The sequence below is a fragment of the Erwinia sp. 9145 genome (assembly GCF_000745075.1).
Taxonomy (GTDB): Bacteria; Pseudomonadota; Gammaproteobacteria; order Enterobacterales; family Enterobacteriaceae; genus Erwinia; species Erwinia oleae.
On sequence record NZ_JQNE01000001.1, the window covers coordinates 1,456,617 to 1,483,194 of the forward strand.

The following is a 26,578-nucleotide window of genomic DNA, read 5'->3' on the forward strand; positions in this document are numbered from 1 at the left end:
TTATCAGGACGGTTTGATTTTTCATGAGATCGGGTATCATAGCCGCCGCAAAATTCTTCTCAAAAACGCAGGAAAAAACACCATGCCAGTGTTACATAACCTTGTTTCCAATGAAGAGCTGAAAGCGCGCATGCTGGCCGAAACCGAGCCGCGCACGACGGTCTCTTTTTATAAATATTTCACCATTGACGATCCCAAAGCCTTTCGCGATGCGCTCTATGTGGCGATGACGTCCCTGAAAGTCTTTGGCCGCGTCTATATTGCCAGCGAAGGCATCAATGCGCAGATCAGCGTGCCGGCCAGCCAGTATGAGGCGATGAAGTCGATGCTGTATGGTTTTCATCCGGCGCTCAATGCGCTGCGAATGAATATCGCGCTGGATGACGATGGCAAATCCTTCTGGGTGCTGCGTTTAAAAGTCCGCGATCGCATCGTGGCCGATGGCATTACCGACGAGCGTTTCGATGCCAGCGACGTGGGCGCTTACCTGAAAGCAGGCGACGTCAATGCGATGCTCGACGATCCCGATGCGGTGTTCGTCGATATGCGTAACCACTACGAGTACGAAGTAGGCCATTTTGAAAACGCAATGGAGATCCCCGCTGATACCTTCCGCGATCAGCTGCCGATGGCCGTTGAGATGTTGCAGGAAAAACGGGACAAAAAAATCGTAATGTACTGCACCGGCGGTATTCGCTGTGAAAAGGCCAGCGCCTGGATGCGGCATAACGGTTTTAGCAATGTTTATCACGTTGAGGGCGGCATTATTGAGTACGCGCGACGCGCCCGGGAGCAGGGATTGCCGGTGCGTTTCAAGGGCAAAAACTTTGTCTTTGACGAGCGGATGGGCGAGCGCATCTCCGACGACGTGATTGCCCATTGCCATCAGTGTGGCGCGGTCTGCGATACCCATGTGAACTGTAAAAACGACGGCTGCCATCTGCTGTTCATCCAGTGTCCTGACTGTGCAGAGAAATATCAGCACTGTTGCAGTCCGCTGTGCATGGAGGAGCTGGCGCTTTCGCCGGAAGAGCAGCGTGCCCGTCGCGCCGGACGAGAAAACGGCAATAAAGTATTCAACAAGTCGCGCGGCCTGCTGAATATGACCCTCAAAATCCCTGAGCCGGACAGGTAAAGTCAACAAGGCCGATGATATCGGCCTTGTTGTCGCTTACTGACGAACGCCTTCAAGCGAAATAATCAGCTCCACGCTCTGCGAGGCCGGCCCGAGGTCGGTGGTGATATTGAAGTCCTTCAGGGCGAATTTCCCTTCTGCCTCAAAGCCTGCGCGGTAGCCGCCCCACGGATCTTTACCTTCCCCCAGTTTTTTCGCTTCCAGCGTCACCGGTTTGGTCACGCCATTCAGCGTCAGGTTACCGGTGATATCCAGTTCGTCGCCGTCTTTTTTCACGCCCGTTGAAACAAAGGTGGCTTTCGGAAATTTAGCAACGTTCAGGAATTCGGCGCTGCGCAGGTGCTTATCGCGTTCGGCATGGTTGGTATCAATACTGTTGGTATTAATGGTGACGTTAACTTTATCTTTAGCGGGATCGGCCTCGTCAAAGGTAAAATTACCGTCGAAGTCTTTAAATGAGCCGTAAATCCAGCTGTAGCCGAGGTGCTGAATGCGGAACTGCACAAAGGCATGCTGTCCCTGTTTATCGATTTTATAATCCGCTGCGGAGGCGGCACCGGCGCTGATCAACATCGCGGCGGCGGTAATGCTTAACAGGCTTTTTTTAAACATGGTCTTCTCCCTTAGAGATTAATCGATGCGGCTACCCAGCATCCGTTTTAATGTGACGTCACGATCGATAAAGTGGTGCTTCAGTGCGGCCAGACCGTGCAACACGGAGAGGATCACCACGCTCCACGCCAGCCACAAATGAACCTCGCCCGCCACGTCCGCCTGCTCGGCCAGCCCCTGAAAGGTGGCAGGAACGCTAAACAGGCCGAAGACCTCAACAGGCTGGCCGTCGGCGGTAGAAATCAGATAGCCACTGATAAACAGGGCAAACAGGATGCCATAAAGCAAAATATGTACGGTAACCGCACTGACACGCGTCAGGGCGGAATAGCTGCTGAGGGGTTTCGGTGGCGGTGAGAGAAAACGCCAGACGGTTCTGAAAATCATGATAGCGAACAGCGTAATGCCGATGCTTTTATGCAGTTCAGGCGCAGGATGATACCAGCTATCGTAATAACCCAGCGTGACCATCCACAGTCCGAGCGCAAACATACCATAGATAAACAGCGCCATTCCCCAATGCAGCAGCACGCTGATGTGGCCGTAGCGGCGGGTTGTGTTTTTAAGCAGCATGTTGAAAACCCTGTGGTCTTTTTGAAAAGAATGGACAAGCGGATACTTAAAATCAACAACTAAATTACGTTGTGCAATAAAAGATATTTTTATTCAAATTAATTGAGTAAGTTAGCGAATTTACTTCTCATAATTTGCTTGTTAATTGCGTTTATTGGCTATGTTGATGCATTTAAAGGGAATGTAACTACAAAAAAAGACGTATTTTTATCGATTTTTTTGATTGTAGTTAAAAGATTTGTCAGCACACCGTCATTTTACGTTTACGGTAAAGCATAAAAGATATGCATGTATCAGCACGGGCGGTGAATCAGCGCAGATTAATTCAGTGCGTGTAAAACTATTATCCGCTCGTCGCAATTAAAAAGCGGCAGAAATGACGCTATTAGCCTGCTTATTATATTGAGGCCGCTTCTCAACATGAAAAAGATCGGCCTGGAGCAAGGCCGGATCAATTATTGTAAACGGGAAAGCATAAAGGGCGAGAGGTCAAACGGGCTTTCTTTATCTTGCGCAAACGCGGCGGCAATTTCACCCAAAACCGTGGCGAATTTAAATCCGTGACCACTCAGTCCGCTAATAATAAGCCGGTTCGGCGAGCCGAACGTATCAATAATAAAGTCTTCGTCCGCGGTATTATCATAGGTACAAGCCGCGCCGCGCAGGCAAACGCCCACGCCGGGCAAAAATTGACGTAAAAATGAGAAAAGTTCGCTGCCGTCGGCGGCAACCGCACCAAAAGGCTTGCGTTCTTCAGGTGCATTTATTGGCTGGCCGCCATCATGTCTGCCAATTTTAAGCGCGTTATTATCTGCCGGAAATCCATAAAAGTGCGATCCGTCCGGGGTTTCGACGGTGAAAGCGGGAAATCTGTTATTTTCACTGTAGCGGCCATCGGCCTGATGCCAGGCGAACACTTTTCTGACCGGCGTTACCGGCAGTTCAGGCATCAGCGTTTTAACCCAGGTGCCAGCGCTGAGCAGCAGTTTACGGCTTCGATAAGCGCCATCAGCGGTATTCACAACCTGCAATCCGCTCTCTTCGGTGAGAGAATCAACGCCGCAGTTAAACAGTTGCGCACAGCCTGCCTCTTTACTCAGGCGTATCATCTGGCGAATGGCGATCTCTGATTTCAGGTAGCCCGAACGGGGTTCGAAAATGCCCGTGTAGCCTGAAGGCACGCTGATTTCCGGCCAGCGACGCGTAACGTCTTCACCGCTAAGCGTTTCGGCTTCAAGTGCAAACTGGCTGGCGCTCTGGCGTACGTTATGGATAAACGCTGAAGCGGCGGGGGCAAGGTTAATCACGCCGCAGCGGTGCATCAGCTGTTCGCCGCACTCTTTTTCTAATTCGTCCCAGAGCTGCTGGGCGCGAAGTACCATCGCGACGTAATGCGGCCCTTCGCCGTAGGCGTGGCGAATAATGCGGGTTTCACCGTGGTGGCTGCCGTCCTGATGCGGGGGGTGACCACGGTCAATCATCAGCACCTTTAAGCCAGCCCGCGTGGCATAAAGCCCTGCGGCAGCGCCCACTGAACCGCTGCCCACTACAATCAGATCGTACACCATCTCTCACCGGCTCCGTTTTTGTATTAATCAGCTGAGGATAGCAAAATCCAGCGCCAATGAAAAAGGCACCCCGAAAGGTGCCTTTAAGATAAACTAAATAAAAATCAATGCTTTTTGAAATCCCGATCCAGATAATCAGTTGCTTCAATCTTTGCAATGCCGGCTTCAAGAATAGAGATAAATTGTCTGGCTACGTCAGTGGTCAGCCAGTAAGTCTGGCCCACTTCGGCCTCATCGGTTTGCTGCTCATCAGCTGATGGTGAATGTAGACGGATCATCATGGCGTCATAGCTGTCGACGGTGCTGATATCCCACCCAATCAGGGGATGTGTCTGGATAACATCTTTATTTCTGTCCATTATAACCCCCTTTATAACTCGTGTTAAAATGCCAACGAAGTGATTTATCGAGGTTCAATGCGGTCTTATTTTCTTTAGAACACGCTAATTATAACAGGCTTCATCATTCGCGCAGAACGAAATTTTTAACAGAGTTAAGTGCGCTTTCTCAACTCTCTGCTATGAAAAGTCCCGCTGAACTATTTATATATATCGACACGAAACGGGAAAAGTTAAGTATTAACGCTACTGAGATGGCGAAATATTCACCACAGCGAGACGCTGTTCTAAATGTTCCGCAAGACGAGCAAAATGCTGCTGCATATTTTCGTCACGATCCTGATTCTGCGCTTCAAGCCGTAAACTCTGAATCAATAAGCCGCTCGCTTTTTCATCAAGGCAGAATGAGAGGGCCGAAAAAGCGCTCTCCAGGGCAGTCAGACGGCGTTGCTGATCGGCAATCAACGTTAGCAGTTCACCAAAGGTCATTGTCTCTTCGGGGTTCTCATTCACCATCGCAACACCTCATTGTAAAGCGGGGAAGGGTCTGACTGAGTCAGTCTACAACGGCAGGATAAATTCGGCGAGGAAAAGTGCGATGGAAAAAAGCCGGACGGCGAAATCCGGCAAGGACAACAATGCGTTACCCGGTGATGAACCAGTCGTCTGCGCTCTCCCAGGTTTCCTGTAGGATCTCGGTAATGCGGTCTTTGGCCTCTTTGCCACCACCCATCACCGTCAGATTATTTGCGCCAGCATAGCGAACGGATACGCTGTTCATTGATTCGGGAAAGTGTTTATCAATACGTTTGCTGAGCTCACCTGTTAACGCATCAATAGCGCCGGCAGGTAAAGACGTTGTTTTGGCTACCGTGACTTCAACACGCATAAAAACCTCCGGTTAATTTACTGTGAATATATACAGTATATTGACCAGAGGCAATCTTTTTTGCTGATATGGCTGAGAAGTTTCAGTTTGCTGACACGGACCAGTTCAGCGTTTCGCCCGCCAGGAATGGCACCAGCTCATCATCGCCGAGCATGACACGCTCCGGCACCGTCCACGGCTTGCGCTCCAGCGTAATGGTCCCGTCATTCAGCGGCAGGCCATAAAAGCGCGGGCCATTTTCAGAGCAGAACGCTTCAAGATGCTGTAACGCATTCATCTCTTCAAAGACCGTTGCGTAAGCAGGCAACGCGGACGGTGCGTTAAATACGCCTGCGCAGCCGCAGCTGGCCTCTTTACGATGACGCAGATGCGGCGCGGTGTCCGTTCCTGAAAAGAAGCGTGGATTGCCGCTGGCGATCACCTCCCGCAGCGCCTGCTGATGCACGTTGCGTTTCAATATCGGCAAGCAGTAGAGGTGCGGGCGTACGCCGCCAACCAGCATGTGGTTGCGATTGAACATCAGATGCTGGGGGGTAATGGTCGCCGCAACATGAGAGTCTGCTGCCAGCACCCACGCTGCGGCTTCGCGCGTGGTGATATGCTCGCAAACAATTTTCAGTTCAGGAAACTGCCTGCGTAGCGGGGTCATCACCGTTTCAATGAAGCGCGCTTCCCGGTCAAAAATATCGATATGCGCGTCGGTCACCTCGCCGTGAACCAGCAGCGGCATGCCGATTTTCTGCATGCGTTCAAGCACGCCGGCAATGGCGGCAATATTGGTGACGCCGTGGCTGGAGTTGGTGGTGGCGTGCGCCGGATAGAGTTTGGCGGCGGTAAAGACGCCTTCACTGAAGCCTTTTTCCACCTCATCGGCGTTCAGCGAGTCGGTCAGGTAACAGGTCATCAGCGGCGTAAAGCGGTGCTCAGGCGGGAGCGCGGCGAGAATGCGATCCCGGTAGGCTATCGCTGCGGCAACGCTGGTGACCGGCGGCACCAGATTCGGCATCACAATAGCCCGTCCGCAAACCTCGCTGGTAAACGGCAGCACCGTCCTGAGCATATCATCATCGCGCAGATGGATATGCCAGTCGTCAGGGCGGCGAATAGTCAGTTGCTGAGATTGTGCTGTCATCGTGATGCTCCGGCTGAGGTGAAAGGGGATTTGGCCGGGTATCAAGCATAGGGACAAAGCCATTTAATTGCACCCGCTTTATCCGCGAGGCGTGAAAAAAATGGCTTTGGTTCTGCCGTTAACGCGCCGTAAAAGGGATCACCAGCTCGCCGGGCTTCACTTCCAGACCTTTTGCAAAACGCTTAGCCAGCGACTCGGCTTTGCTGCGATCGGTGCTGAGGACATAAGCGGGTTTCTGATTGAAATACTCTTTCAGCGACTGATTCAGCCAGGGCGTCAGCGTTTTCAGCACGCCCTGCATTTTCTCCGGCTGCACCCGGGCGTCAACCAGCGTCATATCTTGCAGAAAAACCGCGCCCTGCTGCTTATCAAAAAACGGCTGTGCCTTCATGGTCAGAAACATCTCAGCCTGCTGCGGGCCAAACAGCGAGCTGATATTAACGTTTGCCTTGCCGGAAAGCGTGACCACGCCCGGCTCCTGACGGCCAATCTGGCTGGTGAGTTCTGTCAGGGTGATCTTCGCATCCGCCAGACCAGCGACGCTGAGCTGCTTTTCATAATTATTATGTTTTTGCAGCGCCTGGTTCACTTCCTGTTCGCTGATGGTGTACTGCGTAAGCTGATTACAGGCGCTCAGTAAAAATGCCAGCACGATGACGCACGGCGTCAGAAAACCTTTTTTCATTGTTATCCTCATGGTGTAAAAATCGCCAGCAACCCTTCTGGCGCACGGCATAAGCTTGCCCGACATTGACGTGCGAGTCACCAGGAGAAAGAAGATCGTCGGGGAAAATGGAAGCAGGGCCGCACAAAAACGGCCCTGAAACAATCAGGAAGCAATAGAGGAAAGCAGGTTGACCTGCGTTTGTTTGGCAAGATTGTCGCGGTATTCGGCGACGCGCGTCGGATACTCAATACCGCTTATCAGGCTCAACGCGCGCAGGACAGGGAAGAGATTGATATCGTCCAGCGACGGCTCGCCGTTCACCGCATTCGGTTTAACAATCAGCTTGTCGAGTTTGCGCAGATCGTCGTTAACGTTTTTGATAAAACCGTCAGCGTGCTGACGAAGTTCATCAAAGTTGCCTGCATTCGCTTCTTTTTTCTCTTTAAAGTACGTTCGCGCTTCCGGCGTGGCGAATTCGGCAAAGGAGGCGGTGGCGATACGCGGGAGCAAAAGCTTGTTCACATAACCGTTAATGTGGCGTAGCCAGTCGCTGATTGCCGGGTTTGTTTTTCCGGTCAGCAGCGGTTCGCCGTCTTTATTATCGATATATTTCACGATATCCAGACTCTCGGCCATGCAACTGCCATCTTCCTTCATCAGGATTGGCGCGATTTTCTGTCCAATCAGTTTCTTCGGCGTCTCTTCATCATCATTGAGCATAACGACCAGTTCAATCGGCACGTTCTTCATGCCAAAAATCATGCGGGCTTTGACGCAGAACGGGCAGTGATCATAGATAAAAAGTTTCAAAAGCACCTCCTCATAGCAATAAACTTCCAGTTTTTTTAAGACGTTAAGTGAGTATGGAAGAGATTTGGCAAGAGGGCAAAGCGAAGCGGGGATGGCTTGCGGCCATTCAAAACCACGCCGGCAGACACTATTTCTCTGCTAAACGCCCTTTTTTTGTTTCACCGTTTTACCCGTTGGCGTTCAGACGGTTATAGTAAAATGGTTACCCGAAACAGCGCGATGTGCGAAATCTGCGACCGTCTTCGTTCGCCGGATCAGGAGAAAAAATGTTTGGCTATCGTTCCGCCGCGCCTAAAGTGCGCCTGACGACTGACCGGCTGGTAGTGCGGCTTGTACACGAGCGCGATGCCTGGCGGCTGGCTGATTACTACGCTGAAAATCGTGCCTTCCTCAAGCCCTGGGAGCCGGTACGCGATGAGAGCCACTGTTATGCTTCAGGCTGGCAGGCGCGGCTTGGCATGATCGTGGAGATGCACAAACAGGGCAATGCTTACTACTTTGCGGCGATGGACCCGGAAGAGAACGAGATTCGCGGCGTGGCAAACTTCAGCAATGTGGTACGCGGATCGTTCCACGCCTGCTACCTTGGCTATTCGCTGGGCGAGAAGTGGCAGGGGCAGGGAATGATGTTTGAAGCGCTCCAGCCGGCGATCCGCTACATGCAGCGCCAGCAGCGCATTCATCGTATTATGGCGAATTATATGCCGCACAATCAGCGCAGCGGTAATCTTCTGGCGCGCCTGGGTTTTGAAAAAGAGGGCTATGCTAAAGATTATCTGCTGATTGACGGTCAGTGGCAGGATCATGTGCTGACCGCACTGACGGCCAGAGAGTGGACACCGGAGCGACGTGGATGAAGAAACCTCGTATTGGACTGGTCGGGCTGGGAGGTATTGCGCAAAAGGCCTGGCTGCCCGTAATAACCCGAAGCGCCGACTGGGCGCTGGCTGGCGCATTTTCGCCTGATCAGCAAAAAGCAAAAATTGTTTGCGACAGCTACCGTCTTCCGCTCCACAGCAGCCTTGACGCTCTGGCCGCCGCCAGCGATGCGGTTTTCGTTCATACCTCGACCGCAACGCATTTTGAGGTGGTCAGGCAACTGCTGCAAAGGGATGTGGATGTCTGCGTCGATAAGCCGCTGGCCGCCACGCTCCACGAAGCAGAACAGCTGGTTGAACTGGCGCACCGGCGTGGCCGCAAACTGATGGTGGCTTTTAATCGTCGCTTCGCGCCGCGCTATGTGCAGTTAAAGGCGCAGCTTGCGGGCCTTGCATCGCTGCGGATGGATAAGCACCGCAGCAATAGTGTCGGCCCGCACGATCTTTTCTTTACGCTGCTGGATGATTACCTGCATGTTATCGATACGGCGCTGTGGCTGGGCGGCGGACGCGGCGTGTTGCAAAGCGGCACGCTGACTACCACCGAGGCGGGAGAGATGCTCTATGCTGAGCACCATTTCCGCGTGGACGACGCGCTGATCACCACCAGCATGCACCGCCGGGCGGGTACGCAGCGCGAATCGGTGATGGCTGTCGCCGACGGGAGCGTGTTACATGTGGATGAGATGCGCGAATTCCGGCAGGAAAAGGCCAACCAGCTGATTGTGGAGGCGGTACCCGGCTGGCAAACCACGCTTGAACAGCGCGGATTTGCCGGTGCAGCGCAGCATTTTATCGCCTGCGTGCAAAATCAGACTATGCCGCAGACCAGCGGAGAACAGGCGCTGCTGGCGCAGCGCATTGTGGAGAAACTCTGGCGGGACGCCGACCGTGAATAATCTGCAACACTAAACGTCTGTGGTTATTTGCCGCAGCATCAGTAGACTATGCCGTTTTCTGACCGCGCCGCCATTGCGTGCCGCGCGGCCTCTGTCCAATAACTCAGGAAAAACATGAACCTGTTAAAATCGTTAGCAGCGGTCAGCTCCATGACGCTGTTTTCGCGCGTGCTCGGTTTTGCTCGTGACGCTATTGTGGCGCGCATTTTTGGCGCAGGTATGGCGACGGATGCTTTTTTTGTCGCGTTTAAACTGCCGAATTTGCTGCGCCGTATTTTTGCTGAAGGCGCTTTCTCACAGGCCTTTGTACCGATTCTGGCGGAGTATAAAAATCAGCAGGGCGAGGAGGCGACACGCATCTTCATTGCTTACGTTTCCGGTCTGTTGACGCTGGTGCTGGCCGTGGTGACCGTGTTGGGCATGCTGGCCGCGCCGTGGGTGATCATGATCACCGCGCCCGGTTTTGCCGACGCGGCTGATAAATTTAACCTGACTTCCTCGCTGCTGCGCATCACCTTTCCCTATATTCTGCTGATCTCGCTGGCGTCGCTGGCGGGCGCCATTCTGAATACCTGGAACCGTTTTTCCGTCCCGGCCTTTGCGCCCACCCTGCTGAATATCAGCATGATCGGTTTCGCGCTGTTTGCCGCGCCGTACTTTCATCCACCGGTGCTGGCGCTTGCCTGGGCCGTGGTGGCGGGCGGCGTGTTGCAATTAGGCTATCAGCTGCCGCATCTGAAGAAGCTCGGCATGCTGGTGCTGCCGCGCCTGAACCTGAAAGACGCTGGCGTCTGGCGGGTGATGCGACAGATGGGGCCGGCGATCCTCGGCGTTTCCGTCAGCCAGATCTCACTGATTATTAACACGATTTTTGCGTCTTTCCTGGTGTCCGGTTCCGTGTCGTGGATGTACTACGCGGACCGCCTGATGGAGTTTCCCTCCGGCGTGCTGGGCGTGGCGCTGGGCACTATCCTTCTGCCGTCGCTGGCAAAAAGCTTTTCCAGTGGCAATCACGATGAGTATTCACGACTGATGGATTGGGGGCTGCGGCTCTGTTTCCTGCTGGCGTTGCCGAGCGCGGTAGCGTTGGGCATTCTGGCTAAACCGCTCACCGTGGCGCTGTTTCAGTACGGGAAATTTACCGCGTTTGACGCCGCGATGACCCAGCGCGCGCTGGTCGCCTATTCGGTCGGCCTGATGGGCTTGATTGTGGTTAAGGTGCTGGCGCCGGGATTCTACTCGCGGCAGAACATCAAAACGCCGGTAAAAATCGCTATTGTCAGTCTGATTATGACGCAGTTAATGAATCTGGCGTTTATCGGGCCGTTAAAACACGCCGGACTGGCGCTGTCGATCGGTCTGGCGGCCTGTCTCAATGCCGGATTGCTCTACTGGCAGCTGCGCAAGCAGAAAATTTTTCAGCCGCAGCCGGGCTGGTACAGTTTTCTTTTCCGTCTGCTGCTGGCGGTGCTGGCGATGGCTGCGACGCTGGCAGGGCTGATGATGGTAATGCCAGACTGGGCCACGGGCAATATGTCCTGGCGCCTGCTACGCCTGGCAGGGGTTTGCGCCGCCGGCGGTGCCGTCTATTTTGCGGTGCTGGCGCTGCTCGGATTCCGTCTGCGGGACTACGCGCGCCGCACCGTGGTCTGAAATGAAACAACGACCCCGGCACAGGGCCGGGGCGTGGTTAAATTTTACGGCTGATAAAGCTGCTTGAGCGGGCCTGTCCATCCGGGCCATAGAACTTTTGCGTCTGATGAGGTTTCAACACCGCAAGCGCCTGTTCGGTAAAGCCAATCTGATGATTAAGCAGCAGGCCGTTGTGCAGATTGGTATCGCGCAGCTTAACGGTCTGCTCCTGAATCGCGGCCCAACGGCGCGCCATATCCGGCTGGCGGCTGTAAGGGGCAAACAGGCCGGACTCCTTTTCTGCATCGCGACGCATCTGCTCAATAAAGTTGAGCGTTGCGAGCAGTGAGCTTTTATCTTCCGTAATCCGTTGCAGTAAGCTGCTGTTGATGTGACCGCCTGAGAGCTGTTGTTGCTCTGCCGTCATTACGTCGGCCAGGCTGGTAAGAACTTCAAGCATTTTGTTCAGCGCGGTCAGCAGCTTTTCCATGGGATTAATTACCTTCTAAAGAATCTTTTGCCTGTTGAATCAGGGCATCGGCAATTTTGCCCGTGTCCATCTTCAGTTCGCCGTTACGAATAGCGGTTTTCAATTGTTCAACGCGCGCGGTATTAATGTCCTGCGCGCTTGATTTGGTTAACTGCGCCTGTGCGCCGCTTAATACGACCTGCGTGCCTGACTCGCTACGCTTCTGCTCGACCTGACGAACCTTTGGTGCCGCCGTTTCGTTAACTTCACGCTGTTGCACGGTGCTGGCTGGTTTAGTCGGTTGAGTTCTGTCGATGCTCATGTTTCGCTCCTGTCTGCTCAGATTCTTAATTAACCTGATGGGCTAAGTGTAATGTATCAGTTACCTAGACTATCGGCAGAAACAGGGTCATCTTTAGGCGGTTATAGCGATATAAGAATATTCCCATCCGGGGCGACTTTTCCGCTGACAATCTGCCCTGAGTTCATTCTTACCCGCACGGGCTGCGTGGCGGTCGCGTTATTCATGGCGCGCCCCTCGCTGGAAATATTAAAGCCCTCTCCGCTGGCGGTAACAACGACGTTTTGTCCGGCTTTCACCCGCCACGGCTGCCTGACCATCATCAGCGTAACCGGCTGGCCCGGCGTAATATCGCGCAGGGTGACGGCGTCTGTCACTTCATCGGCGGTGAGCGCCGTGCGGGCAGGCAGCGTATCTAAGCGCCCCTGCTGAATTTTTACATCGTCAGCGGTCAGCGCCGTGCCGCGCGGCACCTGGCGGGTCGCAACGAGATAGCTGCCGGTCACCTGCACCTCAACCTGAATGTAACGGCGATTCTGATCGCAGTTCGCCGCCACGCTCATCATGCCCCAGACGCGGCTGTTACCCGGCAGTGAAAACTGTGGGGCGGCGCAGGTTGGCCACTGTGAAGACGGCGACTTCACCACAACGTTCAGGGTATCGGCACGCAGACCGTTTTCACCATAGCGGTTTTTAAAAAATTGATTGAGCTGCCCGCTGAGATCGTCCGCACTGACCGACATGGACGTCAGGCCTGCCACACAAAGCAGCAAGAAGGTGAACCCTCGCATATTTTCATCCCCTCTTAACATCATGGCAGCCATTCTATCTGACCCCTTCTCAGGTCAATGCGCAAATTAGCGACGTTTTTTAGCGCTATTCAGACAATCGCCACTTGCATTCTGCAATTAAGCTGACAGCACTGAATTCTTGTGAGTGGAGGAAACATGCTCGACAAACTGGACGCCGCACTGCGATTTAACACCGAGGCGCTGAACCTGCGGGCTCAGCGGCAGGAAGTGTTGGCATCTAACATCGCCAATGCGGATACCCCTGGCTATCAGGCGCGCGATATCGATTTCGCCAGCCAGCTGAGCAAGGTGATGGAGCAGGGGCGCGCGCAGGGATCGGGTATGTCGCTGGCGGTCACCTCGGCGCGCCATATTCCTGCGCAAACGTCACAACCTCCTTCTATTGATCTGATGTACCGCGTGCCGGATCAGCCTTCAATGGATGGCAACACGGTTGATATGGATCGCGAACGTACGCAGTTCGCGGACAACAGCCTGAAATACCAGACCGACCTGACCGTTATCAGCGGTCAGATCAAGAGCATGATGTCTGTGCTACAGGGGCAATAATTTATGGCTTTACTGAGTATTTTCGATATTGCCGGTTCGGCGATGAATGCGCAGTCGCAGCGTCTTAACGTCAGCGCCAGTAACCTGGCCAACGCCGACAGCGTGACCGGGCCTGATGGTCAGCCTTACGTGGCCAAGCAGGTGGTGTTTCAGACTGCCGCGCAGCCAGGCTCGCCAACCGGCGGCGTGCGTGTGGCGCAGGTGGTTGACGATCCCACGCCGGCCAAACTGGTTTACGAACCGGGTAATCCGATGGCGGACGCTAAAGGTTACGTGAAGATGCCAAACGTGGACGTGGTGAGCGAAACGGTTAACACCATGTCGGCTTCGCGCAGCTATCAGGCCAACGTTGAAGTGTTGAATACCGTCAAGCAATTGATGATGAAAACCCTGACATTGGGTCAATAAGGAGCACGCGGATGGGCATTGCAGTAGGCGTAAATGAGTCGTTAGACAACACGGCGATTACCTCGTCGTCTTCAACGACTGATAAAACGGCGGCGGATTTACAAAGTAACTTCCTGACGATGTTGGTGACCCAGTTAAAAAACCAGGACCCGACTAACCCGATGGACAACAACCAGTTGACCACCCAGCTGGCGCAGATCAATACCCTCAGCGGGATTGAAAAACTGAACACTACGCTGGGCTCTATTTCCGGCCAGATCAGCAGCGGACAGTCCTTGCAGGCTTCAACGCTGATCGGTCATGGCGTGATGGTGGATGGCAGTCAGGTTCTGGTAGGCAGCGGGCAGACCACGCCGTTCGGCGTCAGCCTGGAGCAGGCGTCAAGCGCCACTACCGCAACCATTACCGACGCATCGGGCAAAGTGGTGCAAACCATTAACCTGGGCGGCCTGAGTTCGGGCGTACATACCTTCTCCTGGGACGGTAGCACGCTGGATGGCACCACGGCAGCAGACGGTAAATACAAAGTTTCAATCAGCGCCAGCAATGCAGCCGGTCAGCTGGTTGCGCAGCCGCTGAACTATGCGTTGGTATCGGGCGTGACCAACAATAGCAGCGGCGCCCTGTTAGATCTGGGCACGATGGGATCGACTACCGTTGAGAAAGTTCGGCAGATTATTTAACACATTAACCTTTTTTCTGGAGTGAACACATGGCATTTTCACAGGCAGTCAGTGGCTTAAACGCCGCCGCCAGCAATCTCGACGTTATCGGCAACAACATCGCTAACTCTGCGACGGTGGGCTTTAAATCCGCTACCGTTTCCTTCGCTGACATGTTTGCCGACTCTAAAGTGGGCCTGGGCGTAAAAGTTGCTGCGGTAACGCAGGACTTTAACGACGGTACGACAACGTCGACCAGTCGTGGTCTGGACGTGGCAATCAGCCAGGCGGGCTTTTTCCGCATGACGGACACCAGCGGCGCGGTTTATTACAGCCGTAACGGCCAGTTTACCCTGGATCAGAACCGCAACATCGTTAACGCAAACGGCCTGCAACTGACTGGCTACCCGGCAACCGGTACGCCGCCAACGGTGCAAACCGGTGCTAACCCGGTTGCGCTGAGCGTGCCAACAACGGCGATGTCAGCCAAAGCCACCACCACGGCCGGGCTGGTAGCCAACCTGAACTCCACCGACAGCGTGCCTACCGTTACGCCGTTTGATTCCGCCAACGTCGACAGCTACAACAGCAAAGCGTCGATGACCACCTATGACTCACTGGGCAACGCGCACACGATTAACCTTTACTTCGTGAAGAATGCGTCGGATACCACCAATGCCGCTAATCCAACCACCACCTGGAACGTGCACGCCGTTGACTCCAGCACCGGTCAGAGCGCGGGCGACTTCGACATGACGTTCAACAGCAGCGGCCAGTTGACCTCTACCCCAGACCAGACGCTGAGCATGGCTTCACTGAACGGCAGCGCAGCGCAGACGTTCTCTCTGACCATGCTGAACAGCCAGCAGCAGAACACCGGCACCAGCACCTTTGGTAACCCAACGCAGGATGGTTACAAGCCGGGCGAACTGACCAGCTACCAGATCAATGACGACGGCACCGTGGTCGGCAACTACTCCAACGAGAAAACCCAGGTACTGGGACAGATCGCGCTGGCGAACTTCGCTAACCCGGAAGGCCTGAAGTCTGAAGGCAACAACGTCTGGTCCGCCACCAACTCTTCCGGCCAGGCGCTGGTTGGACTGGCCGGCACCGGTAACCTCGGCACCCTGACCGCAGGCGCGCTGGAGTCATCCAACGTGGATCTGAGTAAAGAGCTGGTCAATATGATCGTCGCGCAGCGTAACTATCAGTCCAACGCGCAGACCATCAAAACTCAGGACCAGATCCTCAATACCCTGGTCAACCTGCGCTAATACGGCTAACAGGATCGTCTTATGGATCACGCGATATATACCGCCATGGGGGCTGCCAGTCAGACCCTCGATCAGCAGGCAGTGACGGCCAGCAACCTGGCCAATGCCTCAACGCCGGGCTTCCGCGCGCAGCTTAACGCGCTGCGCGCCGTGCCGGTCGAAGGGCTTTCTCTGCCGACGCGCACGCTGGTAACGGCGTCGACGCCCGGTGCCGACATGACGCAGGGCGCACTTGATTACACCGAGCGTCCGCTGGATGTCGCGGTACGTGAAAACGGCTGGCTGGCCGTACGCGCACCGGACGGCACCGAAGCCTATACCCGCAACGGTAACATGCAGTTGGATTCAACCGGACAGCTCACCATCCAGGGAAACGTGGTGATGGGCGACGGCGGGCCGATTGCCGTGCCGCAGGGCGCAGAGGTAACCATTGCTGCTGATGGCTCCATTACCGCGCTGAACGCAGGCGATTCACCTAATGCCACCGTGCAGTTAGGTCGTCTGAAGCTGGTGAAAGCCATGGGTTCTGAAGTGACGCGCGGCGACGACGGCCTGTTCCGTCTGACTGCGAGTGCCCAGGCGCAGCGCGGCGCCGTGCTGCAAAACGATGCGACCATTCAGGTGATGCCTGGCGTGCTGGAGGGCAGCAACGTCAAGCCGGTCGATACCATGGTCGATATGATCGCCAACGCACGTCGCTTCGAGATGCAGATGAAGGTGATCTCCAGCGTCAATGAAAACGAACAGCGTGCTAACCAGCTCCTGTCAATGAGCTAAGCGCAGAGGAAACTACCATGATCCGTTCTTTATGGATTGCTAAAACCGGTCTTGATGCCCAGCAGACCAATATGGACGTCATCTCGAACAACCTGGCAAACGTCAGCACCAACGGCTTTAAACGCCAGCGCGCGGTGTTTGAGGATCTGATGTACCAGACCATCCGCCAGCCGGGCGCGCAGTCGTCCGAGCAGAGCACGCTGCCGTCGGGTATGCAGTTAGGTACGGGTACGCGTCCGGTCGCCACCGAGCGCCTGCACACGCAGGGCAACCTGAACAAAACCGACTCGTCGAAAGACGTGGCGATCAGCGGTCAGGGTTACTTCCAGGTACAGATGCCTGACGGTACGTTGGCTTATACCCGCGATGGCTCGTTTCAGACCGATCAGAACGGCCAGCTGGTGACCAACGCCGGTTTCCCGGTGCAGCCTGCGATCACCATTCCCGCTAACTCGCTGAGCATGACCATCGGTCGTGACGGCGTGGTCAGCGTCACCCAGCAGGGCCAGACGCAGCCGGTGCAGGTGGGACAACTGACCCTCAGCACCTTTATTAACGATGCGGGTCTTGAGAGCAAAGGCGAAAACCTGTACGCGGAGACGCAGTCATCCGGCGCGCCAACCGACAGCACGCCGGGCAACAACGGCGCGGGCCTGCTTTATCAGGGCTATGTCGAAACATCCAACGTCAACGTGGCTGAGGAGCTGGTCAGCATGATCCAGACCCAGCGCGCTTACGAGATCAACAGCAAGGCAATCAGCACGTCCGATCAGATGCTGGCCAAGCTGACGCAGTTGTAATACGCGGTCTATGCCGTAGCGGCCGGGTTCGCCCGGCCCTGAATAAATAACGCTTAATGATAAAGGTCGTGATTCCATGGCGAAGCAAATCTCAATGCCTGGACGTTTGTTGGTGGCTTCAATGCTGCTGACGCTTAACGGTTGTGCTTTAGTTCCACGTACTCCGCTGGTTGATGGCTCGACAACGGCTCAGCCGCTGCCTGCTTCGCCGCCGGTGGTTAACGGCTCAGTTTTTCAGGGCGTGATGCCGATGAACTACGGCTATCAGCCGCTGTTTGAGGATCGACGTCCGCGTAATATCGGTGACACGCTCACCATCGTGCTACAGGAAAACGTCAGCGCCAGCAAAAGCTCTTCGGCTACCGCAGGACGCGACGGCAGCAGCACGCTGGGTCTGACCGCCGTCCCAAGCTCGCTGAATGGCCTGCTGGGCGGAGACAAAACCAATCTTGACGCCAGCGGCAAGACTGATTTTGCCGGTAAGGGCGGCGCCACGGCGAATAACACCTTCACCGGCACCATCACCGTCACCGTCAACCAGGTACTGCCGAACGGCAACCTGAAAGTGGTGGGTGAGAAGCAGATTGAGATCAACCAGGGAACCGAATTCATTCGCTTCTCCGGCGTGGTTAACCCGCGCACCATCAGCGGCAGCAATACCGTGATTTCGTCGCAGGTGGCGGACGCGCGCATTGAGTACGTCGGCAACGGCTACATCAATGAAGCGCAGACAATGGGCTGGCTGCAACGGTTCTTCCTGAACCTGTCACCGTTTTAAGAGGTTGTTATGCGTAAGATCATCATTCATTTTGCTCTGCTTCTGCTGGCCGGCGTCACCACGCTGGCCCAGGCGGATCGCATTCGTGACCTCACTACCGTGGGCGGCGTGCGCGACAACTCGCTGATCGGTTACGGTCTGGTGGTCGGGCTGGATGGCTCGGGCGACCAGACCACGCAGACGCCGTTCACCACCCAGAGCCTGAATAACATGCTCTCTCAGCTGGGGATCACCGTACCGGCCGGCACCAATATGCAGTTGAAAAACGTCGCGGCGGTAATGGTGACCGGCAAGCTGCCCGCTTTTGGCCGCCAGGGGCAGGTGATTGACGTCGTCGTTTCCTCAATGGGTAACGCCAAAAGCCTGCGCGGCGGTACGCTGCTGATGACCCCGTTGAAGGGCGTGGACAACCAGGTTTACGCACTGGCGCAGGGTAATATTCTGGTTGGCGGCGCGGGCGCGTCGGCGGGCGGCAGCAGCGTTCAGGTCAATCAGGTCAACGGTGGACGCATCACCGGCGGCGCCACCATTGAGCGCGAACTGCCCAACAGCTTCGGCACCAGCAACGTCATTAATCTGTTCCTCAATCAAGAAGATTTCAGTATGGCGCAGCGTATCTCCGACGCGATCAACGCGCGTGGCGGCTACGGTGCTGCTCAGGCGCTGGATGGCCGCACTGTGCAGGTACAGGTTTCCGCCAACAGCAGTTCGCAGGTTCGCCTGCTGGCCGACATCCAGAATATCGATGTTTCCGTGCCGATTCAGGACGCGAAAGTGATAATTAACTCACGCACGGGTTCGGTGGTGATGAACCGCGAAGTGATGCTCAGCAGCTGTGCTATCGCGCAGGGCAACCTTTCGGTCACGGTGAACCAACAGCAGAACGTCAGCCAGCCGAACACGCCATTTGGCGGTGGTCAGACCGTCGTGACGCCACAGACTCAGATCGATCTTCGTCAGAGCGGCGGCGCGCTGCAAAGCGTCAACGCCAGCGCCAACCTGAACAGCGTTGTTCGTGCGCTGAACGCGCTGGGCGCCACGCCGATCGATCTGATGTCCATCCTGCAATCCATGCAGAGCGCAGGCTGCCTGCATGCAAAACTGGAAATTATCTGATGAGCGAAACTCCCTCTCTTTCTGGCGCGGCGTACGACAGCCGCTCACTGAACGACCTTAAGCGCCAGGTTAGCGGCGATCCCAAAGCTCACGCTAAAGAGGTTGCGAAACAGGTGGAAGGGATGTTCGTGCAGATGATGTTGAAAAGCATGCGTCAGGCGCTGCCGCAGGATGGCATGCTCAGCACCGAACAGACGCGCCTGTATACGTCGATGTACGACCAGCAGATCGGCCAGCAGATTGCCTCCAAAGGGCTGGGCCTTGCCGACATGATGGTTAAACAGATGGAGCAGGCGCAGCCGCCTGATGAGAGCGCCGGCACCGTGCCGATGATGCTGGACAAAAACTTCATCAATACGCTGCCGCCGCTGGCAATGGAGCAGATTGTGCGTCGCGCGGTGCCGCGCCTGCCGTCCTCTGACAATCCGCTCAGCGGCAGCAGCAGCGATTTCATCGCACAGCTTGCGCAGCCCGCAAAGGCGGCGAGTGCGGAGAGCGGCATTCCTCATCATCTGATCCTCGCTCAGGCAGCGCTGGAATCAGGATGGGGGCAGCGGCAAATCATGACGGCGGACGGCAGACCCAGCTACAACGTTTTCGGCATCAAGGCGAGCGGCAGCTGGCAGGGTAAAACCACCGAGATCACCACGACCGAATACGAAGGCGGCGTGGCGAAGAAAGTTAAAGCGAAATTCCGCGTTTACGACTCCTATTTCGATGCGCTGAATGACTACGTCAAGCTGATCGGCAATAACCCGCGCTATTCGGCCGTGACCACCGCAGCCAGCGCGGAGCAGGGCGCGAAAGCCCTTCAGGACGCGGGCTACGCGACCGATCCGAAATACGCGCAGAAGTTAGTTGGCATGATCCAGCAATTTAAAAATATGGGTGAAAAAGTGGTGAAAGCCTACACCCAGGATATTGGCGATTTGTTCTGATTTTGGCTCAAGTTTATCGGACGTAAGCCGATAAATAGCAGAGGCCGGGGCTTCGTCAAAACGAACCGGCACCCTATTGATATCGACCCGCGCCGCGGCCTGGGTAACAAGGAACCGAGATGGCTAACTTAATTAACACCGCGATGTCCGGGTTAAGCGCTGCCCAGGCCGCGTTGAATACCACCAGCAACAACATCAGTAACTACAGCGTTGCCGGTTATTCGCGCCAGACCACTATCCTTAACCAGGCAAACAGCACTCTGGCCGGCGGCAGCTACGTGGGTAATGGTGTCTCGGTCTCGGGCGTTAATCGTGAATACGATGCGTTTATCACTAATCAGTTACGCAGCGCCAGCACGCAGTCCAGCGCGCTGTCTACGCAATACAGTCAGATTTCCAGCATTGATAATATGCTCTCCGGCACCACCAACACGTTATCAACCAATATTCAGGACTTTTTCTCGTCGCTCCAGACATTGGTGAGTAACGCCTCCGATCCTTCCGCCCGCCAGACGGTGCTGGGCAAAGCCGATGGGTTGGTTAACCAGTTTCAGGTGACAGATACCTATCTGCGCAACCTTGACAGCAACCTCAACACCTCGGTCAGTTCCAGTGTTGATCAGATCAACAGCTATGCAACACAGATTGCTAACGTCAATCAGCAGATCGTGAAGCTTCAGGGCGCAGGCGGCGGCAATGCGCCGAATGACCTGCTCGATCAGCGCGATCAGTTGGTGAATCAGCTGAATACGCTGGTGGGCGTTACCGTCAGTCAGCAGGACGGGGGAAGTTACAATATCAGCATTGGTAACGGCATTTCGCTGGTGCAGGGTGACGCGGTAAACAAGCTTGCCGCCGTACCGTCTTCAAGCGATCCAACGCGTACCACTATCGCCAGCGTGGATTCAGCGACCGGCGCCAAAACCGAGATCCCGGAGAAGCTCATCACCACCGGTTCGCTGGGCGGCTTGCTGGCTTTCCGTAAAGATCTTGATTCTGCCCGTAACCAGCTTGGTCAAATGGCGATGGCGCTCGGCGACAGTTTTAACAAGCAGCATGAGGCGGGCTTTGATGCCGATGGCAATGCTGGCGAAGCCTTTTTCGCGTTGGGCAGCCCGTCGGTCACCGCCAATACCAAAAATGCCGGTACCGCTACCGTCAGTGCAGCATGGACGGACACCAGCAAGGTAGAAGCCTCAAACTATAAAGTGGACTATGACGGCACCAACTGGAGCGTGACGCGCCTCTCTGACAACGCTGCTATAACGCCGACTAAAGGTACTGATGCCAGCGGCAACGCCACGTTGAGTTTCGATGGGCTTCAGTTGAGCGTCGCCGGCACGCCGACGGCGCGTGACAGTTTTCTGGTCAAACCGGTCTCTGACGTTGTGGTTAATATGGATGTGAATATCACCGACGAGTCTAAAGTTGCGGCGGCCAGTGCCGATGATGGAGTAAGCAATAACCAGAATGCGCAGTCGCTGCTGGATTTGCAGACTAAAAAAGTGGTTTCCGGCGGCAGCACGCTGACGCAGGCCTATGCGAGCATGGTGGCAGACGTGGGTAACAAAACCAGCAGTTTGAAAACCACCAGCGCCACGCAAACTAACGTGGTAACGCAGTTAAGCAACCAGCAGCAGTCGATTTCCGGCGTAAACCTGGATGAAGAATATGGCAATCTGACGCGCTATCAGCAGTACTACATGGCAAACGCGCAGGTGCTTCAAACCGCCAGCAGTATATTTGATGCTCTTCTCAGCGCGGTGCGCTGATAACTGAATAAGGAACCTGTCATGCGTCTCAGCACTACCATGATGTACGAACAGCAGATGCGCGGCGTGACCAACTCCCAGGCGAGCTGGTTGAAGGCTGGTGAACAATTATCGTCAGGCAAGCGCGTTGTTAATCCTTCAGACGATCCGGTCGCAGCCGCGCAGGCGGTTGTGCTGGGCCAGGCTCAGTCGCAGACCAGCCAGTTTAAAACAGCGCGCACTTTTGCCACTAACAGCATTTCGCAGGAAGAGACTACGCTCCAGCAGGTAACCAGCGCCATCTCTTCAGCGCAAAGTACCCTGGTTGCCGCAGGCAGCGGCACGCTTTCAGACGATGACCGCGCTTCCTATGCTACGCAGTTAGAAGGGATCCGTGCTCAGCTCCTGAACCTTGCCAACTCAACGGATGGTAACGGACGCTACATCTTCGCAGGTTATAAAAGCGACAGCGCGCCGTTTACTGAAGATGCCAGTGGTGCAGTGGTTTATAACGGCGGCGATACCGCGATTACGCAAAAAGTGGACGCCAGCCGTACAATGGTTACCAGCCATACGGGCAGTGATATCTTTATGACGCTGACCAGCAATGCCAAGCCAGAGCCGGATGGTAGCGCCAGCGAAACAAACATTTTCAACACGCTTGATACCGCCATTGCCGCGCTCAAAACACCTGTTCAGGATGCTGATGACGCGACGAAAGCACAAGCTTCAGCAGCGTTGGATAAAACTAACCGTGGGCTTAGCAATTCCTATAACAATGTTCTGAAGGTGCGCTCTGAGCTGGGTACGCAGTTAGACGAACTGGATAAGCTTGATTCCAAAGGCGATGACACGGCATTAAATCAGGCGTCGCAGATGAGCGGGCTGGTTGATGTCGACTATACCAGCGCTATTTCCACCTATACGATGCAACAGGCGGCCCTACAGGCGTCATACAAAGTCTTTACGGATATGTCCAGCATGTCCTTGTTCAAACTGAATGCGTAAATAATTTTAAAATTTGAACGCGCTTAAACCGGGTGCGTTCAGTTTCTCCCGCTCTCAGCATTACCTGCTGATAGCGGGTTTTTTTTGCCCTGAATATACTCACCTGCGATGCTGATAGTGCCGTATAGCGGGCAATAAAAAAGCCCCGATAGCAATCGGGGCTTGTCGGAACAGCGTGGCTTACTCGCCGGGGCGCGTGGCCGGTGCCGTTGCCTGATGAGTCGCAGCGTGCCCACCGGCCGAGCCTTTGCCTTCAAAGTTGAAAGCAGGGCGCACCCAGTCGCTGTGACGTGCAGGCTCAGGCTGATACGCTGGAGCTGGCGCTTTAGTCATCGGCGCCGTAGCGTGATGTTTCCAGCGGCTTTCAGTCGATTTCGCCTCCGCAACTTCCGTTACCGGTACATCACGGGCCGGTACTGGCGCATGAGGCTCGGTGGTAGTCACCGGCGCTTCGGCGGCTTCAGGCGCGTTCAGTACTTCTTCAACCTGGCTGGCGGTTTCATCGCTGACGTCTGCCGCACTGAAGGTCGCCTGCTGGTTTACCTTATCGGCAATACGCTGCTCTTCAACCTGACGGGCTTCCTCGACGATCTCCTCAACGGCTTCAACAAAGGCTTCAACGGCCTGCCTGGGTTCTTCCGTTGGGGCAACGTCGGGATTTGCATCATCCATGGCCGCCGGTTCATCAGCTGCTACTTCTTCAGCAGGTACGGCCTCGCTGGCGACGACGTCGGCAATGGCTTCGTCAGCGGCGGAAACTACCGCAGGCTCTTCGTTGACCGGCGCCTCAATGGCGGAAACATCGTCGGCGATAACCGGCGTCGTCTCCGTTTCAGTCTGCGGCTCAGCAATCTGTACCGGCTGAGCTTCATCCTGCGCCGTTTCCGGCAGCGTATCAGCAGCGACGGCAATGGCCGCTGCTGTTTCGTGATGGCCGTAATCCGGCACGACGGACTCTTCAGGCTCCGCGTGCTCATCGGTAATTTGCGCCACCGGATAAGAGACCCAAACTTTGCCGGAGGCCATCTCTGGCGAGGCTGCCGCAAAGGTTAACGGCATAGGTGACTGATTTGGGTAGCGTTCATCGCGATAGCGACGACGGCGCTGTCCGCTTACGCGCAGATGGCGCGGCGAACGGCGTGAACGGCGCGGCATACTGTTGGTATCGCGCTCTTCCGTCTCTTCAGCTTCCGCGACAGGCGCGACATCCTGCACCGGCTGCTCCGGCACCGCTTCCGGCTCGAAACGCCGTGCGGCGGTCTGTTCAGCCGTTTCAATGCGAACTTTTTGATTAAGCTGGCGCGGCTTGCGGCGCGGCATCACCTGCACGACTTCGTCGGCGTTTTCTGCGATATCCTGTTCAATCACGGCATCAGGAATTTTCTCTTCCTGCGGCACGCGTTTTTCATCAGGACGACGACGCGAGCGGCGTGGCTGCTGCTGTTCGCTGCGTGCTTCGTCAGTTGTCGTCAGCGTTTCTTCACGAATATCGCTCTGAGGCGCGTTATTGCGACGATTGCGGCGCGTGTCGTCGCGGCCTTCCTGCGTGGTGGTATCACGATCGCGCACCATGCGGTCGTTGCGATTGCTGTTGCGAACGCCACGGTCGTTATTTCGATCGCCACGATCATTGCTGCGTTCGCCACGGTCGCTGCCGCGCTCATTACGCTCAGTATTACGCGCGTTCCGATCGTTATTACGATCGCCGCGGTCATTATTGTAATCACGACGATTGTTCTGGCGACGGTTGTTGCGTCGGTCGCCGCGCGGTGGTGTGGCAGACGTGGCAGGCGTCGTAACGTCGGCGTCGGTTTTTTCTTCTTCAACCGCTGCTGGCTTCTCTTCGCTGGCGAAAAGATTTTTCAGGCCACGCACAAACCGTCCGAGCAGGCCTGTGCCGGAGGCGGCTGGCGCAGGCTGCTGTGGTGCAGGCGCCACGGCGACAGGTTCCTCAGCAGCGGGCTCCTGTGGTGCTGGCGGCGCGTCAGGCATGACGAAGGCCGCGAGCGCGGGTTGCTCCGGGCGTTTGCGCTCGGCGTTCTCTTCTTCAGACGGCAGCGCCATCTCCGCTTCATGCAGTTTCGGCAGATGATAGCTCAGCGTCTGCGTCTCTTCGCCGCTGCGAACGCGCAGTACGGAGTAGTGAGGCGTCTCCATGCGGTCATCCGGCACAACGATCGCGCGGACGCCGCCCTGGCGTTTCTCGATAGCGTTTACCGCTTCGCGTTTTTCGTTAAGCAGATAGGAGGCGATCTGCACAGGGACAATCGCGTGAACTTCTTTCGTGTTTTCCTTCAGCGCTTCTTCTTCGATTAAACGCAGAATAGAAAGCGACAGCGATTCGTTATCACGGATAGTCCCGGTGCCGCTACAGCGCGGGCAGACGTGATGACTGGATTCGCCAAGGGAAGGGCTGAGACGCTGGCGGGACATCTCCAGCAGGCCAAAGCGTGAAATATGGCTGATCTGAATGCGGGCGCGATCCTGACGTACCGCTTCGCGCAGACGGTTTTCAACCGCGCGCTGGTGGCGTACCGGCGTCATATCGATAAAGTCGATAACGATCAGGCCGCCGAGGTCGCGCAGGCGCAGCTGGCGAGCAATCTCATCGGCTGCTTCCAGGTTGGTATTGAATGCCGTCTCTTCAATATCGCCGCCGCGCGTCGCACGGGCGGAGTTGATATCGATGGCGGTCAACGCCTCGGTGCTGTCAATGACAATTGAACCACCGGAGGGCAGACGGACTTCGCGCTGGAAAGCGGATTCAATTTGCGACTCAATTTGATAATGGCTGAACAGCGGAATTTCACCGGTGTAGAGCTTGATTTTACTGCTGAAATCGGGGCGGCCCAGCGCGGCGATATGCTGACGCGCCAGTTCCAGTACCTTTGGATTATCAATAAGTATCTCGCCGATATCCTGACGCAAATAGTCACGGAAGGCGCGGACGATAACGTTGCTCTCCTGATGGATCAGGAACGGAGCAGGGCGGTTTTCTGCCGCTTTCTTAATGGCTTCCCAGTGCTTCATGCGGAAGCTTAAATCCCACTGAAGCGCCTCTGCCGATTTACCGACGCCAGCGGTGCGGACGATCAGGCCCATGCCATCCGGCAGTTCAAGCGCAGAGAGCGCTTCTTTAAGTTCGGTGCGATCGTCGCCTTCGATACGACGCGAAATACCGCCCGCGCGCGGGTTGTTCGGCATCAACACCAGATAGCTGCCGGCAAGGCTGATAAAGGTGGTTAACGCTGCGCCTTTGCTGCCACGCTCTTCTTTATCGATCTGGACAATAACTTCCTGTCCTTCACGCAGCACGTCTTTAATGTTCGGACGGCCATGAGAAGCGTAATTGGCGGGAAAGTATTCGCGGGAGATCTCTTTCAGAGGGAGGAAACCGTGCCTTTCGGCGCCATAGTCAACAAATGCGGCTTCGAGGCTGGGTTCAATACGGGTAATCTTGCCTTTATAAATATTCGCTTTTTTCTGCTCGTGCCCGGGGCTTTCGATGTCCAGGTCGTACAGACGCTGTCCATCCACAAGGGCAACACGCAACTCTTCCTGTTGAGTTGCGTTGATTAACATTCTTTTCATCGTAACTTACTCATTAATTTTTTCATTAGTGACAAAGCTACGGGCAATAGTAACGCTGGACGCGATCGACCGATGACCCCGTGTCTTATCGCAACGCCGTCAACCTCACGGTTGTCAGTTGCAGAAGGGGCGCAAAATCTCGGCAGCTTGTTTTACATTAGGCCAAACAACGCTTTTAAAAAGGGGAACCGTCAGTCAGTAACCAGAG

Annotated in this window: 28 protein-coding genes; 15 read left to right on the plus strand and 13 right to left on the minus strand. The window is 55.4% G+C overall.

Translation table 11 applies throughout. The annotated features are described in order from the left end of the window. Window positions 1–82 precede the first annotated feature (82 nt). Window positions 83–1,135 (plus strand): rhodanese-related sulfurtransferase, encoded by a 1,053-nt coding sequence (locus FA91_RS07160; protein ID WP_034919067.1) that lies wholly within the window; start codon window positions 83–85, stop codon window positions 1,133–1,135. A 36-nt stretch (window positions 1,136–1,171) separates the two neighbouring features. Here FA91_RS07160 and FA91_RS07165 read toward each other — a convergent pair whose 3' ends face one another. The 9 genes from FA91_RS07165 to grxB form a co-directional block, all read right to left on the minus strand. Next, window positions 1,172–1,747, minus strand: coding sequence for a YceI family protein (locus FA91_RS07165; RefSeq protein ID WP_034914018.1), 576 nt, complete (start codon window positions 1,745–1,747; stop codon window positions 1,172–1,174). An 18-nt stretch (window positions 1,748–1,765) separates the two neighbouring features. Then, window positions 1,766–2,320 (minus strand): cytochrome b, encoded by a 555-nt coding sequence (locus FA91_RS07170; protein ID WP_034914022.1) that lies wholly within the window; start codon window positions 2,318–2,320, stop codon window positions 1,766–1,768. A gap of 455 nt (window positions 2,321–2,775) precedes the next feature. Continuing rightward, window positions 2,776–3,888, minus strand: coding sequence for an N-methyl-L-tryptophan oxidase (gene solA / locus FA91_RS07175; RefSeq protein WP_034914025.1), 1,113 nt, complete (start codon window positions 3,886–3,888; stop codon window positions 2,776–2,778). Between the two features lie 104 nt (window positions 3,889–3,992). Further along, a complete protein-coding gene (gene bssS / locus FA91_RS07180) occupies window positions 3,993–4,247 on the minus strand; it encodes a biofilm formation regulator BssS (RefSeq protein ID WP_034914027.1) in 255 nt (84 codons plus the stop codon). A gap of 225 nt (window positions 4,248–4,472) precedes the next feature. After that, on the minus strand, window positions 4,473–4,742 hold the full coding sequence (locus FA91_RS07185) for a hypothetical protein (protein ID WP_034914030.1): 270 nt from the start codon (window positions 4,740–4,742) through the stop codon (window positions 4,473–4,475). Between the two features lie 127 nt (window positions 4,743–4,869). Beyond that, on the minus strand, window positions 4,870–5,115 hold the full coding sequence (gene dinI / locus FA91_RS07190) for a DNA damage-inducible protein I (RefSeq protein WP_034914032.1): 246 nt from the start codon (window positions 5,113–5,115) through the stop codon (window positions 4,870–4,872). Between the two features lie 82 nt (window positions 5,116–5,197). Continuing rightward, a complete protein-coding gene (pyrC, locus tag FA91_RS07195) occupies window positions 5,198–6,247 on the minus strand; it encodes a dihydroorotase (protein WP_034914035.1) in 1,050 nt (349 codons plus the stop codon). A gap of 118 nt (window positions 6,248–6,365) precedes the next feature. Then, a complete protein-coding gene (locus FA91_RS07200; RefSeq protein WP_034914037.1) occupies window positions 6,366–6,932 on the minus strand; it encodes a lipoprotein in 567 nt (188 codons plus the stop codon). Between the two features lie 144 nt (window positions 6,933–7,076). Beyond that, complete coding sequence (gene grxB / locus FA91_RS07205; RefSeq protein ID WP_034914040.1) at window positions 7,077–7,724, minus strand: glutaredoxin 2; 648 nt, start codon at window positions 7,722–7,724, stop codon at window positions 7,077–7,079. 266 nt (window positions 7,725–7,990) lie between these two features. On the opposite strand from grxB, the gene rimJ reads away from it, so the two are divergent. From rimJ to murJ, 3 genes are all read left to right on the plus strand, one after another. Next, the gene (gene rimJ / locus FA91_RS07210; RefSeq protein WP_034914043.1) at window positions 7,991–8,581 is read left to right on the plus strand and encodes a ribosomal protein S5-alanine N-acetyltransferase; all 591 of its coding nucleotides are present in this window, start codon (window positions 7,991–7,993) and stop codon (window positions 8,579–8,581) included. After that, window positions 8,578–9,501, plus strand: a complete 924-nt coding sequence (locus tag FA91_RS07215; RefSeq protein WP_034914046.1) for a Gfo/Idh/MocA family oxidoreductase — start codon at window positions 8,578–8,580, stop codon at window positions 9,499–9,501. Before rimJ ends, FA91_RS07215 begins: the two co-directional genes overlap by 4 nt. A 114-nt stretch (window positions 9,502–9,615) precedes the next feature. Next, window positions 9,616–11,154, plus strand: coding sequence for a murein biosynthesis integral membrane protein MurJ (gene murJ / locus FA91_RS07220; RefSeq protein ID WP_034914048.1), 1,539 nt, complete (start codon window positions 9,616–9,618; stop codon window positions 11,152–11,154). A gap of 37 nt (window positions 11,155–11,191) precedes the next feature. On the opposite strand, the gene flgN is transcribed toward murJ, so the two are convergent. The 3 genes from flgN to flgA all read right to left on the minus strand — a co-directional run bounded on the left by flgN (window position 11,192) and on the right by flgA (window position 12,694). Next, window positions 11,192–11,623: a flagellar export chaperone FlgN gene (gene flgN / locus FA91_RS07225; RefSeq protein WP_034914051.1), complete on the minus strand. Its 432-nt coding sequence runs from the start codon at window positions 11,621–11,623 to the stop codon at window positions 11,192–11,194. A 4-nt stretch (window positions 11,624–11,627) separates the two neighbouring features. Further along, a complete protein-coding gene (gene flgM, locus FA91_RS07230) occupies window positions 11,628–11,924 on the minus strand; it encodes a flagellar biosynthesis anti-sigma factor FlgM (protein ID WP_034914054.1) in 297 nt (98 codons plus the stop codon). Between the two features lie 101 nt (window positions 11,925–12,025). After that, on the minus strand, window positions 12,026–12,694 hold the full coding sequence (flgA, locus tag FA91_RS07235) for a flagellar basal body P-ring formation chaperone FlgA (RefSeq protein ID WP_034919070.1): 669 nt from the start codon (window positions 12,692–12,694) through the stop codon (window positions 12,026–12,028). A 156-nt stretch (window positions 12,695–12,850) separates the two neighbouring features. Between flgA and flgB the strand changes: the two genes are divergently transcribed. The 11 genes from flgB (at window position 12,851) to flgL (ending at window position 22,779) form a co-directional block, all read left to right on the plus strand. Next, entirely contained in the window at window positions 12,851–13,264 is a 414-nt protein-coding gene (flgB, locus tag FA91_RS07240) for a flagellar basal body rod protein FlgB (protein WP_034914056.1), read from the plus strand. Window positions 13,265–13,267: 3 nt separating this feature from the next. Then, window positions 13,268–13,672 carry a flagellar basal body rod protein FlgC gene (gene flgC, locus FA91_RS07245; RefSeq protein WP_034914058.1) on the plus strand — a complete coding sequence of 135 codons (405 nt, stop codon included), beginning with the start codon at window positions 13,268–13,270 and terminating at the stop codon, window positions 13,670–13,672. Window positions 13,673–13,683: 11 nt separating this feature from the next. Then, a complete protein-coding gene (gene flgD, locus FA91_RS07250) occupies window positions 13,684–14,355 on the plus strand; it encodes a flagellar hook assembly protein FlgD (protein ID WP_034914059.1) in 672 nt (223 codons plus the stop codon). 29 nt (window positions 14,356–14,384) lie between these two features. Further along, entirely contained in the window at window positions 14,385–15,611 is a 1,227-nt protein-coding gene (flgE, locus tag FA91_RS07255; RefSeq protein WP_034914060.1) for a flagellar hook protein FlgE, read from the plus strand. A 21-nt stretch (window positions 15,612–15,632) separates the two neighbouring features. Beyond that, a complete protein-coding gene (locus FA91_RS07260; RefSeq protein WP_034914061.1) occupies window positions 15,633–16,388 on the plus strand; it encodes a flagellar basal body rod protein FlgF in 756 nt (251 codons plus the stop codon). 17 nt (window positions 16,389–16,405) lie between these two features. Next, window positions 16,406–17,188, plus strand: coding sequence for a flagellar basal-body rod protein FlgG (gene flgG / locus FA91_RS07265; protein ID WP_034914063.1), 783 nt, complete (start codon window positions 16,406–16,408; stop codon window positions 17,186–17,188). A gap of 76 nt (window positions 17,189–17,264) precedes the next feature. Further along, the gene (locus tag FA91_RS07270; RefSeq protein WP_034914064.1) at window positions 17,265–17,966 is read left to right on the plus strand and encodes a flagellar basal body L-ring protein FlgH; all 702 of its coding nucleotides are present in this window, start codon (window positions 17,265–17,267) and stop codon (window positions 17,964–17,966) included. Between the two features lie 9 nt (window positions 17,967–17,975). Continuing rightward, window positions 17,976–19,082: a flagellar basal body P-ring protein FlgI gene (locus FA91_RS07275; RefSeq protein WP_034914067.1), complete on the plus strand. Its 1,107-nt coding sequence runs from the start codon at window positions 17,976–17,978 to the stop codon at window positions 19,080–19,082. After that, window positions 19,082–20,020: a flagellar assembly peptidoglycan hydrolase FlgJ gene (flgJ, locus tag FA91_RS07280; protein WP_034914068.1), complete on the plus strand. Its 939-nt coding sequence runs from the start codon at window positions 19,082–19,084 to the stop codon at window positions 20,018–20,020. Before FA91_RS07275 ends, flgJ begins: the two co-directional genes overlap by 1 nt. Before the next feature lie 119 nt (window positions 20,021–20,139). Further along, window positions 20,140–21,792 carry a flagellar hook-associated protein FlgK gene (flgK, locus tag FA91_RS07285; RefSeq protein ID WP_034914070.1) on the plus strand — a complete coding sequence of 551 codons (1,653 nt, stop codon included), beginning with the start codon at window positions 20,140–20,142 and terminating at the stop codon, window positions 21,790–21,792. A gap of 21 nt (window positions 21,793–21,813) precedes the next feature. Beyond that, window positions 21,814–22,779, plus strand: coding sequence for a flagellar hook-associated protein FlgL (gene flgL, locus FA91_RS07290; RefSeq protein WP_034914072.1), 966 nt, complete (start codon window positions 21,814–21,816; stop codon window positions 22,777–22,779). A 180-nt stretch (window positions 22,780–22,959) separates the two neighbouring features. Here the strand turns inward: flgL and rne are convergent, their stop codons facing one another. After that, entirely contained in the window at window positions 22,960–26,370 is a 3,411-nt protein-coding gene (gene rne, locus FA91_RS07295) for a ribonuclease E (RefSeq protein ID WP_034914075.1), read from the minus strand. Window positions 26,371–26,578: the final 208 nt, after the last annotated feature.